Source organism: Brevibacterium siliguriense, from assembly GCF_900105315.1.
Lineage (GTDB): Bacteria > Actinomycetota > Actinomycetes > Actinomycetales > Brevibacteriaceae > Brevibacterium > Brevibacterium siliguriense.
In genome coordinates this window covers 1,798,178-1,812,624 of record NZ_LT629766.1, presented here as the reverse complement: position 1 = coordinate 1,812,624, position 14,447 = coordinate 1,798,178, and the positions used below count along the sequence as shown (strand labels likewise).

Below are 14,447 nucleotides of genomic sequence, written 5' to 3'. Positions count from 1 at the left end.
GAACGTGATCCCACAGGGCCGGCAGTCTCGGAAGGCTTCAATCGATCAGTGCATCACTTCTTGAAGCCGATCTCAGTCCAGTCGGGTGTTTCGAGCTGTCGCGGTCCGAGGTTGAGGACGTCATTCCTGACGCCCCAAACATATGGTGTCGGATAGAAAGGGATGAGCGGCTTGAGCTTCAGCACCTCGGCATCGCCCTCGTTCGCCAGCTTCTTCGCCTCGGCCGGATCGAGTGTCTTCGTCGCAGCCTTGAACTTCTCGCCGATCGCATCGCTGGAGATCTTCGAGTAGTTCTGCTCCGAATCCGCCGGGTAGAACAGGTTCGATCCCGAGGAGATCGGGAAGGCTGTGCCCTGCCAGGTGAACGTCGCCATCTCGAAGTTGCCGTTGAGCACATGGTCGGCGAAGTACGCGGCGACCGGAACGGTTTCGATTTCGACCTTGAAGCCGATCTCGTTGAGGTCCTTCATCACCTGTTCGGCACGCTGCGCGTTCGACGCGGTGTCGGCGGGAACGACGATCTTGAACTGGAGCTTCTCTCCGTCCTTCTCGCGGACTCCCCCGTCGCCTTCGACCCAGCCGGCGTCGTCGAGGATCTTCTTCGCCTTCTCTTGGTCGAAGTCGAGGCTGCCGTCGGTGTTGTCCTGGTAGCCTTCCTGGCCGGGCATAAATGTGACGTTGTTGATGAGAGTCACCGGTGCTTCGACGGGGCCGATCGCGGCCTGGGCGATGGCTTCGCGGTTGATCGCATGACCGATCGCGTCACGGACTGCCTGCTCCTTGAGCGCACCCTTCTTCGCATTCATCGTCAGATGCGTGTATTCCATGCCCTGCGACTTGTACATCTCTCCGTCTTCGCGCTTGCCGGCGGTCTTGTAGGAGTCGCCATCTGTGCCGACATCGACTAGGTCGATCTCCTTGTTGGCATAGGCCTGAGCCTGCTGTGCCTGAGAGACGACCTTGAATATCACCTTGTCGAGTTTGGGCTCCTGGCCCCACCACTTGTCGTTCTTGACCATCGTGATGACGCCGGACTTCGTGTCAACCTTGTCAGCCTTGAAAGGGCCGTTCGAAGGCAGGACCTTCTTCGTGTAGTCCTTGTTGAAGGAGTCGGCATCCTCGGTGATCTCATTGGGCAGGAAGGCGCCGATGTAGTTCGGCCAGTCGATGTTCGGAGTCTTGAAGGTGACCTTGACGTCGTGCTTGTCCTTGCCGGATTCGATCTTCTCGATGTCCTCGTAGCCCTTGGTCGAAGCGACCTCGAACTCGTCGTGTTTACCGTCGCGAGTCTGCCAGAACGCCTTGTAATCGTCGACGTCGATCGGTGTGCCATCCTCCCAGACCGCGTCCTTATTGAGCTTGACGTCGATGACCAGGGGATCCTCGCTAGCGATCTCGACGCTCTCGGCGTAGTTCTTGTCGACTTCCCAAGTGCCGTCATCCTTGATCTTGACCGGTCCGCCCAAGGTGGTGCCGTAGATGTTGTTGTTGTCCACGTGGGCGCCGTCGGCATGGTAGTAGTTGAGGCTCGCGGGGATCTCGGTGATCGGGTAGGTCAGCGTTCCGCCGTCCTTGACCTCGTCGTATCCGGCCTTCTGATAGTCGGTGGTGGGGAGACCGGAGATCTCCTTATCCGCCTTGTCGCTGTCGACTCCGCCGGAGTCCTTGTTCGCCTGCTGACAGCCGGACAGTGCCAGGCCCAGCGCAGCAGTCGCGGCGACGACCATTGTCGCCTTCTTCCTCATTCTCATGAGTTCCTCTCTTCCAGTGTGGTGTCCCTCGAGGTGGTATGTGGGTGCGGCCTCAGGTCGCGGTGTCGAGCTCCATGATCCGCTCCGCGTGGTGGCAGGCGACGAGCTCGCCTTCCAGCGGACGCGGACGCGGGTCATCGCTCAGGCAGACTTGCCTGTCTCCGTCGGGCAGCAGGTTGAACAGCGGGCACCTGGTGCGGAAGTTGCAGCCGGAGATCTCATCGGTCGGGCTCGGCAGGTCACCGGTGAGCAGGACGCGTTCCCGTGACCGTTCGACTTCGGGGTCGGGGACCGGGATCGCAGACATCAGTGCGCGTGTATAGGGGTGCCGTGGCTGACTGTAGAGCGCATCGGATTCGCCGTACTCGACGATCCGGCCGAGATACATCACCGCCACATAGTCCGATATCTGGCGAACGACCGCGAGGTCGTGGGCGACGAACAGATAGGACAGTCCCAATGTGTCGCGAAGGTCTTCGAGCAGGTTGATGACACCTGCCTGGACGGAGACGTCGAGGGCGGAGACGGGTTCGTCGAGGACGAGCAGCTTCGGGTTCGTCACCAGGGCTCGAGCGATGCCGATGCGCTGACGCTGACCGCCGGAGAATTCATGCGGATAGCGTTCGGCCATGGACGTGTCGAGGCCGACGAGTTCGAGCATCTCGGCGACCTTGTCGTTGCGCTCCCGGGGCGGCACCTTGTGCACCGTCAGCGGTTCGGCGATCACTTCACCGACCGGAAGGCGTGGGTCGATGGCAGCCATCGGGTCCTGAAACACGACCTGAACGTCTCTGCGCATGGCCAGTCGTTCACGCTTGCTGAGGTCCGCGACGTCAATGCCGTTGATGACCAGCCGCCCCTTCTGCGGAGCAACCATCTCCAGGATCTCACCGATCGTCGTCGACTTCCCACAGCCCGACTCGCCCACCAAGCCGAGCGTCTGGCCGGCCTTGATCTCGAGGTCGATTCCGTCGACGGCTTTCACCGTGCCTATCTGCCGCTTGAATACGGCGCCTTTGAGCAGTGGGAAGTGCTTCTGCAGTCCGGTGACCTCAAGGATGTTCGGTGCCGCATCGTCCTTCACCCGAGTCGCCACCGGGGCGGGGCGCGGGTAGATGTCCTTGGCCTTCAGAACGCTTCGGGCGATCTCATCGGCACGGTGGCAGGCGGCCTGGACTCCGGTTATACCGTGTTCGACGAGTTCGGGCTCGACCTCGCGGCACTTGTCGACCGCGATCGGGCACCGCGGGGCAAATGGACACCCCGGAGCCAGGTTCGACAGCGACGGCGGTTTGCCCTCCAGCGGAACGAGCCGCTGGGTTCCGGCAGTCGCCAGATTCGGCACCGACCGAAGCAACCCCGTTGTGTAAGGCATCTGCGGACGCTGGAAGACCTGCTCGACTCCCCCGGTCTCGACGAGGCGGCCGGCATACATGACGGCGATCCGATCGGCGTTGCCGGCCACCACACCGAGGTCGTGGGTGATCAGCACGATCGCGGCCCCGGTGATCTCTCGTGCCTTCTGCAGCACGTCGAGGATCTGAGCCTGAATAGTCACATCCAGCGCTGTCGTCGGCTCGTCGGCGATAATGAGATCGGGGTCGTTGGCGATCGCAATGGCGATCATGGCTCGCTGCCGCATGCCTCCGGAGAACTCGTGCGGATAGGACTTCACTCTCCGTTCCGCTCCGGGGATGCCGACGATCTTGAGCAGTTCGATTGCCCGGTCGTTCGCCGCTTCTTTCGACAGACTCGGATCATGGATGATCAGGCCCTCGGAGATCTGTTCGCCGATCGTATAGACGGGAGTCAGAGCTGACAATGGGTCTTGGAATACCATGGCGATCTCCCGGCCGCGCAGCTTCGACATCTGGTGGTCGTCCATATCGAGCAGCGATTGTCCGCGATAGCGAATCGAACCGGAGATCTGGGCTGTTGAGGGAAGCAGACCCATCACGGCCATCGACGACACGGACTTGCCTGAGCCAGATTCGCCGACGATGCCGAGGAACTCACCGGGTCTGACCTCGTAGTTGACCCCGCGCACGGCATGGACGTCGCCCTTGGGGTTCGGGAAGGCCACCGTCAGGTCTCTGACCTCGAGAATAGGTTCAGACGTAGCGACAGGGTCGAGATCGATATCAAGGGTTTCAGTCACGGTTGACTCCTGAGGTCGGATCGATCGCGTCCCGCAGTGCATCTGCCATGAGGCTGATCGCGAAGAGCATGAGCACGAGCACACCAGCCGGAAAGACGAACAGCCAGGGGCGTGTTGCCGCCGCGCCGGAGCCTTCGGCCAGCAGAGTGCCGATCGATACGTCGGGCTTCTGAATGCCCAGGTTGAAATAGCTCAGAGATGTTTCGGCGAGGATCGCGGACACCACTCCCAAGGTGGCGTCCACAATGAGGATCGATGCCACATTGGGGATGATGTGACGGCTGAGGATCTTCGGGGTCGAGACACCCATATAGCGGGCGGCCCGCACGAAGTCACGATCCTTGATCGCCTTGGTCTGATTGCGCACGACCTGAGCCATGATCATCCAGCCGAAGAGCACGAGGAAGACGACGATGGCCGTCCACGACAGCTGCCTGAGCAGTGGTGCCATGAGCACCAAGATGAAGAAGGACGGCAGCACGAGCAGAAGGTTGATGAACCAGACGATGATCGTTTCGACTCGACCGCCGAAATAGCCTGCCGTCGATCCGATGATGGCGGCCAGGATGCTCGCACACGGGCCGGCGATGATGCCGATGAGCAGCGACTTCTGCAGTCCGACCACGGTCTGCGCGTAGATGTCCTGGCCGATCGTGTTCGTGCCGAACCAGTGCTGGGCGCTCGGCCCCTCATTGAGGGCGAAGACGTCCTGATCTGTCGGCGAGTAGATGTTGATCGTATTGCCGAACAGTGCGAAGAGGACGAAGAACACGAGCAGGATCCCGCCGACCCAGAACCGCGGGGTCGAGCGCAGACGCCGCCAGATGAGCATCGCTCGAGAGGTCGGCTTCGAACGCTTCGACACCACCTCGGTGTCGGGGTCTGTGGAGATCGGGATATCTGTTGCCATGTCAGATCCTCACTCTCGGGTCGAGCGCGGCGTAGAGCACCTCGGACAGCGTCGAGGCCAGGAGCGTGAGCACTGCGACGAAGAGGACGGATCCTGCGGCCGCGTTGATGTCGGACCCCAGGATCGAATTGATGGTGAACTGGCCCATGCCGTTCCAGGAGAAGACGACTTCGAGCATCGCCGAACCAGCAACCAGAGTGCCGAATGCATAGGCGAAGTAGGTCGACATCGGGATGAGTGCGACACGCACACCGTGCTTGACCAGCGCGGTCTTGCGGGTGCGTCCCTTGGACCTAGCCGTGCGGATGAAGTCGGAGGCGAGCACATCGAGCATGACCGAACGCTGGTAGCGCGAGTACGTCGCGGCCCCCATGAGCACAAGCGCCAGTGTCGGCAGCAGCATATGCGACAGCTGATCGGTGAACCACGGAATGAACCCGGGATCGATATTCGCCGAGTAGTCACCCGAGAAGCGGATGAGCGTTGTGCCGAGGGCATTGTTGAAACCGGTGGCGATGATCATGAGGATCACACCGATGACGAATGTCGGAGTCGCGATGATGAGGTAGGACGCGTAGGTCACGACCTGGTCAGAGGCCTTGTACTGCTTGACGGCTCCCCAGACTCCGAGGATCACGCCGAGGATCGCTCCGATGATCGAACCGATGAGCAGGAGCTTGAGGCTGACACCGGCCCGGACGAAGATCTCCTGCAACACCGGAGAGTTGTGCACCGTCGTGCCGAAGTCTCCGTGGAGGAAGATGTTCGTCAGCCAGTTCCAGGTTCTCTCGAGAACCGGGACCTCGGGATTCGTGCCGTGCCCGTTGAGGATAGACCGGATCGAATCTTCTGACAGCGGCGGATTCTGGCCGCGGTACCGGGAGGCCGGATCCATGAAGGAGCTGGAGGCGATGTAGGCGGTGACCGTCGCTATGAACGCGAGGATGAAGTAGTTGATGAACCGCCGAAGAACGTACTTTCCCATGGCGCCGACTACGACACAGGGATCAGTCTGCCTTCGAACTTGTCGGCGGAATGGTGCATCGGTCCGGGAAGCTGACAATAGATCTCATAGCGGATCGGGAAGGAAGTGACAATCATCAATGCTCAAGGGTCCTTTGGAATATGCGGTGCGCAGGTCAGCCGAGCTCAGTAGAACCTCAATGGCTCCTCATAAACGACTGAACGTAATTTGCACTGTAACCGCATGTGACACGTCACACAAACTTCCTCTGCAGTATCGATTGCGACAAGGCCGCGTGTCCCCCGGGAATTCGCGCGACACGCCGAAGTAACTTTTCGGTAACTGTAGTTTCGTGTCGCGCCGCCTGATCTGCTCGTGCCGTCGTCGGCACGTTGCGCAGCGAAATCGCCGAGGCGGTGCAGACTCATGTCTGCACCGCCTCGGCGATAGTGGATTCAGTCCGTGCCGTAGTGCGTCGCCCGAAGGCGAGCAGAGTCAGCAACGGACCTTGAGCTGGATCAGAAGCAGACCGCGCCTTTCGAGGCCGACTGCACGAGCTTCGCGTACTTGCCGAGCACACCGGTGAGGCGGTGGTTCTCGGGCAGCGTCCAGGTCTTGCGGCGCTCTGCCAGCACCTCCTCGTCAACGTGGAGTTCGATCGAGCGGGCCGCGATGTCGACCGTGATCTTGTCTCCGTCCTCGACGAGCGCGATCGGGCCGCCGTCAACAGCCTCGGGAGCGATGTGCCCGATGCACAGACCGGTCGAACCGCCGGAGAAGCGGCCGTCGGTGAGCAGCAGGACGTCCTTGCCGATGCCCGCGCCCTTGATGGCGCCGGTGATCGCGAGCATCTCGCGCATTCCGGGTCCGCCCTTGGGTCCTTCGTAGCGGATGACGACGACGTCGCCCTTCTTCAACTCACCGTTGAGCACGGCATCCATCGCCGGCTTCTCCTGGTTGAAGACGCGAGCGGTGCCTTCGAAGACGTCGGCGTCGAAGCCTGCGGACTTCACGACGGCGCCCTCGGGCGCCAGCGATCCCTGCAGAACGGTGAGACCACCGGTGGCATGGATCGGGTTATTGAGGGCGCGCAGGATCTTCCCGTCCGGATCCGGCGGATTGATCGACTCGAGGTTTTCGGCCACGGTCTTGCCGGTGACCGTCATGCAGTCACCGTTGAGCAGACCGGCGTCGAGGAGGGCCTTCATGATCACGGGCACGCCGCCGATCTTGAAGACATCGTTCATCACGTACTGGCCGAAGGGCTTGACGTTGCCCAGGTGCGGGACCTTGTCGCCGATGCGGTTGAAGTCATCGAGCTCGAGCACCACTCCGGCCTCATGGGCGATCGCCAGCAGGTGGAGAACGGCGTTCGTCGAACCGCCGAATGCCATGACCACGGCGATGGCATTGTGCAGCGATTCGCGGGTGATGATGTCGCGCGCTGTGATGCCCTGACGCAGCATGTTCACGACCGCCTCGCCGGACTTGCGAGCGAACATCGTGCGGTTGCGGTGGATGGCCGGCGGAGCGGCCGAACCCGGCAGCGACATGCCCATAGCCTCGGCGGCCGAGGCCATCGTGTTCGCCGTGTACATACCGCCACAGGCGCCCTCACCGGGGCAGACGGCGCGTTCGATGGCGTCGACGTCCTTCTGGGACATGGTGCCGGCCCGGCAGGCGCCGACGGCTTCGAAGGCGTCGATGAGGGTGACTTCCTTCTCCGAGCCGTCCTCCATCTTTGCGGTTCCGGGCATGATCGAACCGTTGTAGAGGAAGACGCTGGAGAGTCCGAGGCGAGCGGAGGCCATGAGCATTCCGGGGATCGACTTGTCGCAGCCGGCCATGAGCACGGAGCCGTCGAGGCGTTCGGCACTCATCACGGTCTCGACGGAGTCGGTGATGACCTCACGAGAGACCAGCGAGTAGTGCATTCCCTCGTGGCCCATCGAGATTCCGTCCGAAACGGAGATGGTGCCGAATTCCAGCGGGAAGCCGCCGGCCTCGTGGACGCCTTCCTTGGCGGCCGAGCCGAGGCGCTGCAGCGACATGTTGCAGGGGGTGATCTCGTTCCACGAGGTCGCGATCGCGATCTGCGGCTTCACCCAGTCATCGTCGCCCATGCCGACTGCGCGGAGCATTCCGCGTGCGGCGGTGGCCTCGAGGCCGTCCGTGACATCGCGGGAACGGGGTTTGATGTCGGGTGTGGTGTTGTCTGTATCGATGCTCATGCAGGCATGCTACGCCCGATTTCAGCATCCGCACGCCAGACTCTCGCATGGTGGAACCTCTTCTGGGCACCACGCGAGAGTCCGACATCACTGCGGTGTTCCGGGCCCGCTTAGGCCAGAGTCACGTGACCTAATGGCGGCACCTCAGCTCTGCGCCAGAATGTCAGGCTTTGATGAGGTTGAGCGGCTGCTGACCATCGTTGATCCGCCTGACCTGCTCGGCGAGGATCTTCACGACCCGTGGTTCGAACGCCGAGGTGTCACCTCCGACATGAGGTGTGATGAGGGTGTTCGGAGTCCCCCACAGCGCGTGGTTGCGCGGCAGCGGCTCCGGGTCGGTGACGTCGAGTGCGGCATGGAGTCGCCCGGTGGCCAGCTCTGCCACGAGCGCATCCGTGTCGACGACCTTGCCGCGAGCGACGTTGACGATGAGGGCATTGTCGGGAAGCTGGCTGAGGAACTTCTCGTCGACGAGGTGGTGGGTGCCCTCATTGAGCGGGGTGATGAGCACAACCACCTCGGTGTGAGGCAGCAGCTTCGGCAGCTCGTCGACGCCGTGGATCTTCCCGCGCTCGTCCTCACGGGCCGTCGAGGCCACGCGGGTGAGCTGGACCTCGAAGGGGTCGAAGCGATCAGCGATGGCCGAGCCGATCTCACCGACGCCGATGATCATCACGCGCCGGTCCTGCAGCGAACGGTAGCGATGGTGCTCCCACACTCGCGAGACCTGTGAACGCACGGCGTCGTCGATTCCGCGCAGGCTGGCCAGGGTCAGCGCCAAAGCGAGTTCGGCGGTGCCTCCGGTGTGGACACCGGAGGCGGTTGCGACCTGGATCCCGCGCTCGGGAAGATGGGAGACGGGGTCGAATCCGGTGGTCTGAGTGATGACCATCCGCAGGTTGGGCAACTCGTCGAGCAGCTCGATCGTCGGCCCGGAATCGAGGTACGGCAGGACGACGATGTCGACGTCGTCGCGGCTGAGCTTGGCCGAACGTTCGGCGTCGGAGAAGACGACGAGGTCGACGTTCGTCCGCTGGTGTGCAGGGATCTGAGCGATCACACGGTTGCGGAGCTCGGAGTTCGGGAAGGCGATTGTGGCGGTGGACATGCCCTCATTGTGGCACGCCGCCTCACCGCTCGGGCAGAGCATCCCCGATTCGAGAGAACACAGCCTCGATCACCTCGAGTTCGGCATCGCTGACATGGTCGAAGAAGATCTCGTCGACATACCCCTTGTGCTGGGATCCGGCGGACAGGAATGCCCGCGCTCCCGCCTCGGTCAGCGCCACATTGTGGGCACGCCCGTCGTCGAGGCATTGGGACTTCGTCACCAGCCCCGCGTCGACGAGGACCTTGATCCGATAGTTCAGCCGCGACGGCGAGAAGACGAGCTTCTTCGCCAGGGCGCTCATCGTCAGCGTCCTCTCCGGAGCCTCCCACAGCAGGAGCAGAGTGTTGTAGTCGCTGACGTCGAGCCCCGCATCGTCCTTGAGCTGGACCTCAAGTGCCTGACGGATTCGCTGCGAGGTCTCGAAATAGGTCCGCCACGCGGTCTGCGCCAGCGCCTCCCTCCCGAGCCCGAATCTGATCTCCGTCATCTCAGCCCTCGAGCAGCTGCGCGAACGGGGTCACGTTCGAAGGGTCGAATTCGTCGACGATTCCGCGATTCTCAGACGCCCGCTGGGTCCCAACCGCCGCTGCACCTGCACTCGAATCGGGGTCGGCCACCTCGGCGAGGTCGTCGTGTCCGGCCCCGATGATCGTCGCGGTCAGGGACACGAGCTCCTCTCCTGCCTGACGGATCCGAGCGGACAGCGCCCGGCCGCCTTCGACGGTCCCCCAGTCGTCGGTCGCGGCGAAGACCGTCGTGGGCACGACGATGCCCTTGAGGTAGGACAGCATCGGCCGCAGCACCGCATCTCCGGCCAGGGAATGGCGCGCCGTGCCGCCTGTGGAGGCGATGAGCACTGGCTTGCCGTTCAGCGCCCTGTCGTCGATGAGCTGCCAGAACAGGGCGTGCAGGCCGACCGGGGCGGCCTTGTACACCGGTGCGACGGTGACGATCGCATCGGCTGCGGCGATGGCTGCGAAGGCCGATTCGAGGGCTTCGGAGCGGAACCCTGTCAGGGTCATATCCGTGAGTGCGGTGGCGAGGTTGCGGACGTTGATGACGTCCGTGGTCACGTCGATGCTCACCGACTCCCCCGCCGAGGCGGCTTGGCCGAGGATCCGGTTCGTGAGTTTGAGCGTTGTCGAGTCCTCGCTGAGCGAGGTAGTCACGGCCACGATGTGCATCGCCTTCGTGCTCATGCCTGATCGGCTCCTTCCTGTGCCGCTTCGGCGGCGCGTGCCTGCCGGTCCTCGAAAGCGCGTGATCCTTCACCACCGCCGGGAATCGGGTCCCGGCCTTCGCGGTGCCGGATGACCAGGGATTCATGGGTCGGGGCATCGGGAACGTCCGCCGGGCGGCCCTTTGCGAACTCCTCGCGGAGGACGGGGATGACCTCTTCGCCGAGGAGGTCGAGCTGTTCGAGCACCGTCTTCTGCGGCAGGCCCGCATGGTCGATGAGGAAGAGCTGCCGCTGGTAGTCACCAGCCCAGTCGCGGAAGCTCAGGGTGCGCTCGATGACCTGCTGCGGCGAACCGACGGTCAGCGGTGTCTGCGTCGAGAAGTCCTCGAGGCTGGGTCCGTGACCGTAAACCGGGGCGTTGTCGAAGTAGGGACGGAACTCGCGGACGGCATCCTGGGAGTTCTTGCGCATGAACACCTGACCGCCGAGCCCGACGATCGCCTGGCTGGCCTTTCCGTGGCCGTAGTACTCATAGCGCTGACGGTAGAGCTGAACCATCCGGGCGGTGTGCGAGGTCGGCCAGAAGATGTTGTTGTGGAAGAACCCGTCGCCGTAGTAGGCGGCCTGTTCGGCGATCTCGGGGCTGCGGATCGAACCGTGCCATACGAACGGCGGGACCTCGTCCAGCGGGGTCGGTGTGACGGTGAAGCCGTTCAGCGGGGTGCGGAACTTGCCTTCCCAGTCGATGTTCTTCTCACGCCACAGACGGTAGAGGAGGTTGTAGTTCTCCACGGCCAACGGGATGCCTGCGCGGATGTCCTTGCCGAACCAGGGATAGACCGGCCCGGTGTTGCCGCGGCCCATGATCAGGCTGACACGACCATCGGAGAGGTGCTGCGCGTACGAGTAGTCCTCGGCGATGCGCACGGGATCGGTCGTGGTGATGAGGGTGGTCGCCGTGGAGAGTTCGAGCCTCTCCGTCTGCGCGGCGATGTTGGCCAGCAGGACCGGCGGGTTCGCCGGCGCCACAAAGGGCGGGTTGTGGTGCTGACCGGTGGCGAAGACGTCGAGGCCGACCTCTTCTGCCTTCTTGGCGATCTCGACGGTGTTCTTGATCCGCTGGTGTTCGCTGACGGTGGTGCCGTCGGTCGGGTCGGTGGTGACATCGCCGATGGTGAAGATTCCGAATTCCATGACGCCTCCTGCATCTGGGCTGATCGCGGTTAGCGCGACCGGCCTTCTCATTGGACTAGCTTCAATTTTGAAGTAACTAGTTGAAATCTTAACAGAAGTCGTCGCAAAAGTATTCCCGGGGGCGCAGAACGGCCCTTACCGGAAGGCAGGGGCCGTTTATGGTCAGTCCACTCGAGCCGGAACCGAGTCCCGCCCTGAGCTCAGGCCGTGGGCGGACTCAGATCCAGAGGGCAGGGTCCTCGAGAACGAAATCGGGGCGTTTCGTCGACGTTTCGACGTCTGCCTTCGCCGAGGCGGCTCCGTCCTTCCGCTTCGGGCGCACGGTCGCGGGAATGCCCACGGCGCTCGAATCCGCCGCCACGTCCTTGACAACGACGGCATTGGCTCCGATCGCGGAGTTGTCGCCGACGACGACCGGGCCGAGGATCTTCGCCCCGGCGCCGACGAGCACATGGTTGCCGATCGTCGGGTGGCGCTTCGTCTGTGCCATCGAGGTACCGCCGAGGGTGACCTGGTGATAGAGCATGACGTCGTCGCCGATCTCCGAGGTCTCGCCGATGACGACGCCGTTGGCATGGTCAATGAAGAACCGGCGCCCGATCTCCGCCCCCGGATGGATCTCGACCCCGGTCAGCGTCCGCACGAGCTGGGACATCAGCCGGGCCGGAACTTTTCCGGCGTCGTGCTGCCACAGCCTGTGGAGTCCGCGGTGCGCCCAGATCGCATGCATTCCCGGGTAGGACACCACGGAGACGAAGTCATTGCGCGCCGCCGGGTCTCGGCGCTTGACCGTCTCGAGGTCTTCTTTGAGCGTCTCGCGCACACCGGGCCGGCTCAGTCCATAGGCGGCCGCACCCACGGCCGTCGCGGCCGCTGCCCACAGTGCCTTCATCGTTGACTCCCTTGCTCATTCGTCTCGGTCTATCTCGTGCAAGTCGGATCCGGGCGCAGGAATTCCCGCCACGGCCCGACCGGGGACTCTTCAGACAGCGAGGGCGCCAAACCGAAGTCTGACGCCCTCATGCCGCTGACTCACTGTCAGTCGAGGTATTCGGAGAACAGCGGTGTGGACAGGTAGCGCTCACCGAAGTCGGGGAGGATGACGACGACGCGCTTTCCGGCGTTCTCCGGGCGTGCGGCGACAGCCTCGGCGGCCGAGAGTGCGGCACCGGAGGAGATGCCCACGAGCAGGCCCTCTTCCTTCGCGACCTCGCGGGCGCGTTCGATGGCCGCGTCGTTGTCGACGGTGACGACCTCGTCGTAGATCTCGGTGTTGAGCACCTTGGGCACGAAGTTCGCGCCGAGTCCCTGAATCGCGTGCGGTCCGGCCTTGCCTTCGGTCAACAGCGGCGAGGCGGCCGGCTCGACGGCGACGATCTTCACATCCGGGTTGGCCTCGCGCAGGGCGGCGCCGGCGCCGGTGATGGTCCCGCCGGTGCCGATGCCGGAGACGAAGATGTCGACCTCGCCGTCAGTATCGGCGAGGATCTCGGGTCCGGTGGTGGCCTTGTGGATCTCGGCGTTGGCCTGGTTCTCGAACTGGCGCACGAGCACGGCGCCGCCGGCGGCAAGTTCCTCGGCCTTGGCGACCGCGCCCTTCATGCCGTCGGCTTTGTCGGTGAGGACGAGTTCGGCTCCGAAGGCGCGCAGCAGAGCGCGACGTTCCTTCGACATCGATTCGGGCATCGTCAGCTTGACCTTGTAGCCGCGGGAGGTGCCGACCATCGCCAGAGCGATGCCGGTGTTTCCGGAGGTGGCTTCGACGATCGTGCCGCCGGGCTGCAGTTCGCCGGACTTCTCGGCCGCGTCGATCATCGCCACACCGATGCGGTCCTTGACGGAGTTGCCCGGGTTGTACGATTCGAGCTTCGCAACGATTTCGGCACCGGAGCGTTCGCTTGCCTTGTTGACGCGGATCAGCGGAGTACGGCCGACCAGATCGGAGACGTTGTTGAAGATGGTCAAAGTAAGTCCTTTCACGCTACTGTGTGCATCCGCCGTCACAGGCCCCTCACCACTCGGCAGGGATGTTCCGGCAGGGGTTGAGCGACAGCTTTCATCTCGTGGTCCGAGACGGCTTGCCCTCATCATAACCACGCCGACCCTGAACATGTTCCCAGATATGTTGCTCAACAATCTCTGTTCGCTGGGGGCGAAACTTTATGACATCGCGTATCACAGACCCGAGATCGTCGCATATCGATCCACGCGTTTCAGCAGCAGATCGGGACAACCGCTGAGCAATCGGCGGACATGATCACCGAGGTGGCCGCCTCGGTGATTTCGTCCCTGCGGTACTGCGGAGGTGTCGTCGGGCGGAGTCTGAGACGGCCTCAGGAGACCGATACGATTGTCCTCATGGCTATTCATCCCATCGTCGTCTACGGCGAGCCCGTCCTGCATCGTCGTGCCGAGAAGATCACCGAGTTCGATGACGATCTCGTCGAACTCGTCAAAGACATGCACGAGACCCTCGATGCCAGCAACGGCGTCGGTCTGGCCGCGCCGCAGATCGGCGTCGGAAAGTCCATCTTCGTGTTCGATGCCGACGACGACTACGGTGTGCGTCATCGCGGCACCTTCGTCAATCCCGTGCTCATTGCGTCGAAGGTCCCGGACACCCGTCCCGACCCGGACGATGAGACCGAAGGATGCCTGTCGGTGCCGAGTCTCGACTTTCCCCTCAAACGTGCCGACAGGGTCACCGTCAACGGCTTCGATGAGTCGGGTGCGCCGGTGACGCTGAGTGCGGACGGGTGGTTCGCCCGCATCATGCAGCACGAATACGACCACCTGCAGGGAACCCTCTATGTCGACCGTCTCGACAAGCGCTGGTCGAAGAAGTGGAAGAAGGCCCAGGAGGCTCACAGCTATAACCAGCCGGGCCTGTCATGGATGCCGGGAGTCGACCCGGACCCATTCGGACACTGAGTTCGGCCCGGTGCTCG

At 63.1% G+C, this 14,447-nt stretch carries 12 protein-coding genes; 1 reads left to right on the top strand and 11 read right to left on the bottom strand.

The genetic code is table 11. The features are described from left to right. Nucleotides 1–53: 53 nt before the first annotated feature. From BLU88_RS07960 to cysK, 11 genes are all read right to left on the bottom strand, one after another. Entirely contained in the window at nucleotides 54–1,745 is a 1,692-nt protein-coding gene (locus BLU88_RS07960; protein WP_231939685.1) for an ABC transporter family substrate-binding protein, read from the bottom strand. Between the two features lie 58 nt (nucleotides 1,746–1,803). Beyond that, nucleotides 1,804–3,909 carry an ABC transporter ATP-binding protein gene (locus BLU88_RS07955; protein WP_231939684.1) on the bottom strand — a complete coding sequence of 702 codons (2,106 nt, stop codon included), beginning with the start codon at nucleotides 3,907–3,909 and terminating at the stop codon, nucleotides 1,804–1,806. After that, complete coding sequence (locus BLU88_RS07950; protein WP_092012168.1) at nucleotides 3,902–4,819, bottom strand: ABC transporter permease; 918 nt, start codon at nucleotides 4,817–4,819, stop codon at nucleotides 3,902–3,904. The genes BLU88_RS07955 and BLU88_RS07950 overlap by 8 nt, the downstream gene beginning before the upstream one ends. 1 nt (nucleotide 4,820) lies before the next feature. Further along, nucleotides 4,821–5,804 (bottom strand): ABC transporter permease, encoded by a 984-nt coding sequence (locus tag BLU88_RS07945; protein ID WP_092012165.1) that lies wholly within the window; start codon nucleotides 5,802–5,804, stop codon nucleotides 4,821–4,823. Nucleotides 5,805–6,301: 497 nt separating this feature from the next. After that, nucleotides 6,302–8,014: a dihydroxy-acid dehydratase gene (gene ilvD, locus BLU88_RS07940; RefSeq protein WP_092012162.1), complete on the bottom strand. Its 1,713-nt coding sequence runs from the start codon at nucleotides 8,012–8,014 to the stop codon at nucleotides 6,302–6,304. Between the two features lie 163 nt (nucleotides 8,015–8,177). Next, a complete protein-coding gene (locus BLU88_RS07935) occupies nucleotides 8,178–9,122 on the bottom strand; it encodes a 2-hydroxyacid dehydrogenase (RefSeq protein WP_092012159.1) in 945 nt (314 codons plus the stop codon). A 22-nt stretch (nucleotides 9,123–9,144) separates the two neighbouring features. After that, complete coding sequence (locus BLU88_RS07930) at nucleotides 9,145–9,612, bottom strand: MarR family winged helix-turn-helix transcriptional regulator (RefSeq protein WP_092012156.1); 468 nt, start codon at nucleotides 9,610–9,612, stop codon at nucleotides 9,145–9,147. 1 nt (nucleotide 9,613) lies between these two features. Beyond that, on the bottom strand, nucleotides 9,614–10,324 hold the full coding sequence (locus BLU88_RS07925; RefSeq protein WP_231939683.1) for an NAD(P)H-dependent oxidoreductase: 711 nt from the start codon (nucleotides 10,322–10,324) through the stop codon (nucleotides 9,614–9,616). Continuing rightward, complete coding sequence (locus BLU88_RS07920) at nucleotides 10,321–11,499, bottom strand: LLM class flavin-dependent oxidoreductase (protein ID WP_092012153.1); 1,179 nt, start codon at nucleotides 11,497–11,499, stop codon at nucleotides 10,321–10,323. The genes BLU88_RS07925 and BLU88_RS07920 overlap by 4 nt, the downstream gene beginning before the upstream one ends. A 217-nt stretch (nucleotides 11,500–11,716) precedes the next feature. Next, nucleotides 11,717–12,391: a serine O-acetyltransferase EpsC gene (gene epsC / locus BLU88_RS07915; RefSeq protein ID WP_092012150.1), complete on the bottom strand. Its 675-nt coding sequence runs from the start codon at nucleotides 12,389–12,391 to the stop codon at nucleotides 11,717–11,719. A gap of 146 nt (nucleotides 12,392–12,537) precedes the next feature. Further along, nucleotides 12,538–13,464, bottom strand: a complete 927-nt coding sequence (gene cysK, locus BLU88_RS07910) for a cysteine synthase A (protein ID WP_092012147.1) — start codon at nucleotides 13,462–13,464, stop codon at nucleotides 12,538–12,540. Nucleotides 13,465–13,857: 393 nt separating this feature from the next. On the opposite strand from cysK, the gene def reads away from it, so the two are divergent. Continuing rightward, entirely contained in the window at nucleotides 13,858–14,430 is a 573-nt protein-coding gene (def, locus tag BLU88_RS07905) for a peptide deformylase (protein WP_092017311.1), read from the top strand. The last annotated feature ends 17 nt before the right edge of the window (nucleotides 14,431–14,447 follow it).

Bases quoted from the DNA above. Each gene is read 5' to 3' on its own strand.
- BLU88_RS07960 (WP_231939685.1), bottom strand. From the start codon at position 1,745: ATGAGGAAGAAGGCGACAATGGTCGTCGCCGCGACTGCTGCGCTGGGC.
- BLU88_RS07950 (WP_092012168.1), bottom strand. From the start codon at position 4,819: ATGGCAACAGATATCCCGATCTCCACAGACCCCGACACCGAGGTGGTG.
- BLU88_RS07945 (WP_092012165.1), bottom strand. From the start codon at position 5,804: ATGGGAAAGTACGTTCTTCGGCGGTTCATCAACTACTTCATCCTCGCG.
- ilvD (WP_092012162.1), bottom strand. From the start codon at position 8,014: ATGAGCATCGATACAGACAACACCACACCCGACATCAAACCCCGTTCC.
- BLU88_RS07935 (WP_092012159.1), bottom strand. From the start codon at position 9,122: ATGTCCACCGCCACAATCGCCTTCCCGAACTCCGAGCTCCGCAACCGT.
- BLU88_RS07930 (WP_092012156.1), bottom strand. From the start codon at position 9,612: ATGACGGAGATCAGATTCGGGCTCGGGAGGGAGGCGCTGGCGCAGACC.
- BLU88_RS07925 (WP_231939683.1), bottom strand. From the start codon at position 10,324: ATGAGCACGAAGGCGATGCACATCGTGGCCGTGACTACCTCGCTCAGC.
- BLU88_RS07920 (WP_092012153.1), bottom strand. From the start codon at position 11,499: ATGGAATTCGGAATCTTCACCATCGGCGATGTCACCACCGACCCGACC.
- epsC (WP_092012150.1), bottom strand. From the start codon at position 12,391: ATGAAGGCACTGTGGGCAGCGGCCGCGACGGCCGTGGGTGCGGCCGCC.
- def (WP_092017311.1), top strand. From the start codon at position 13,858: ATGGCTATTCATCCCATCGTCGTCTACGGCGAGCCCGTCCTGCATCGT.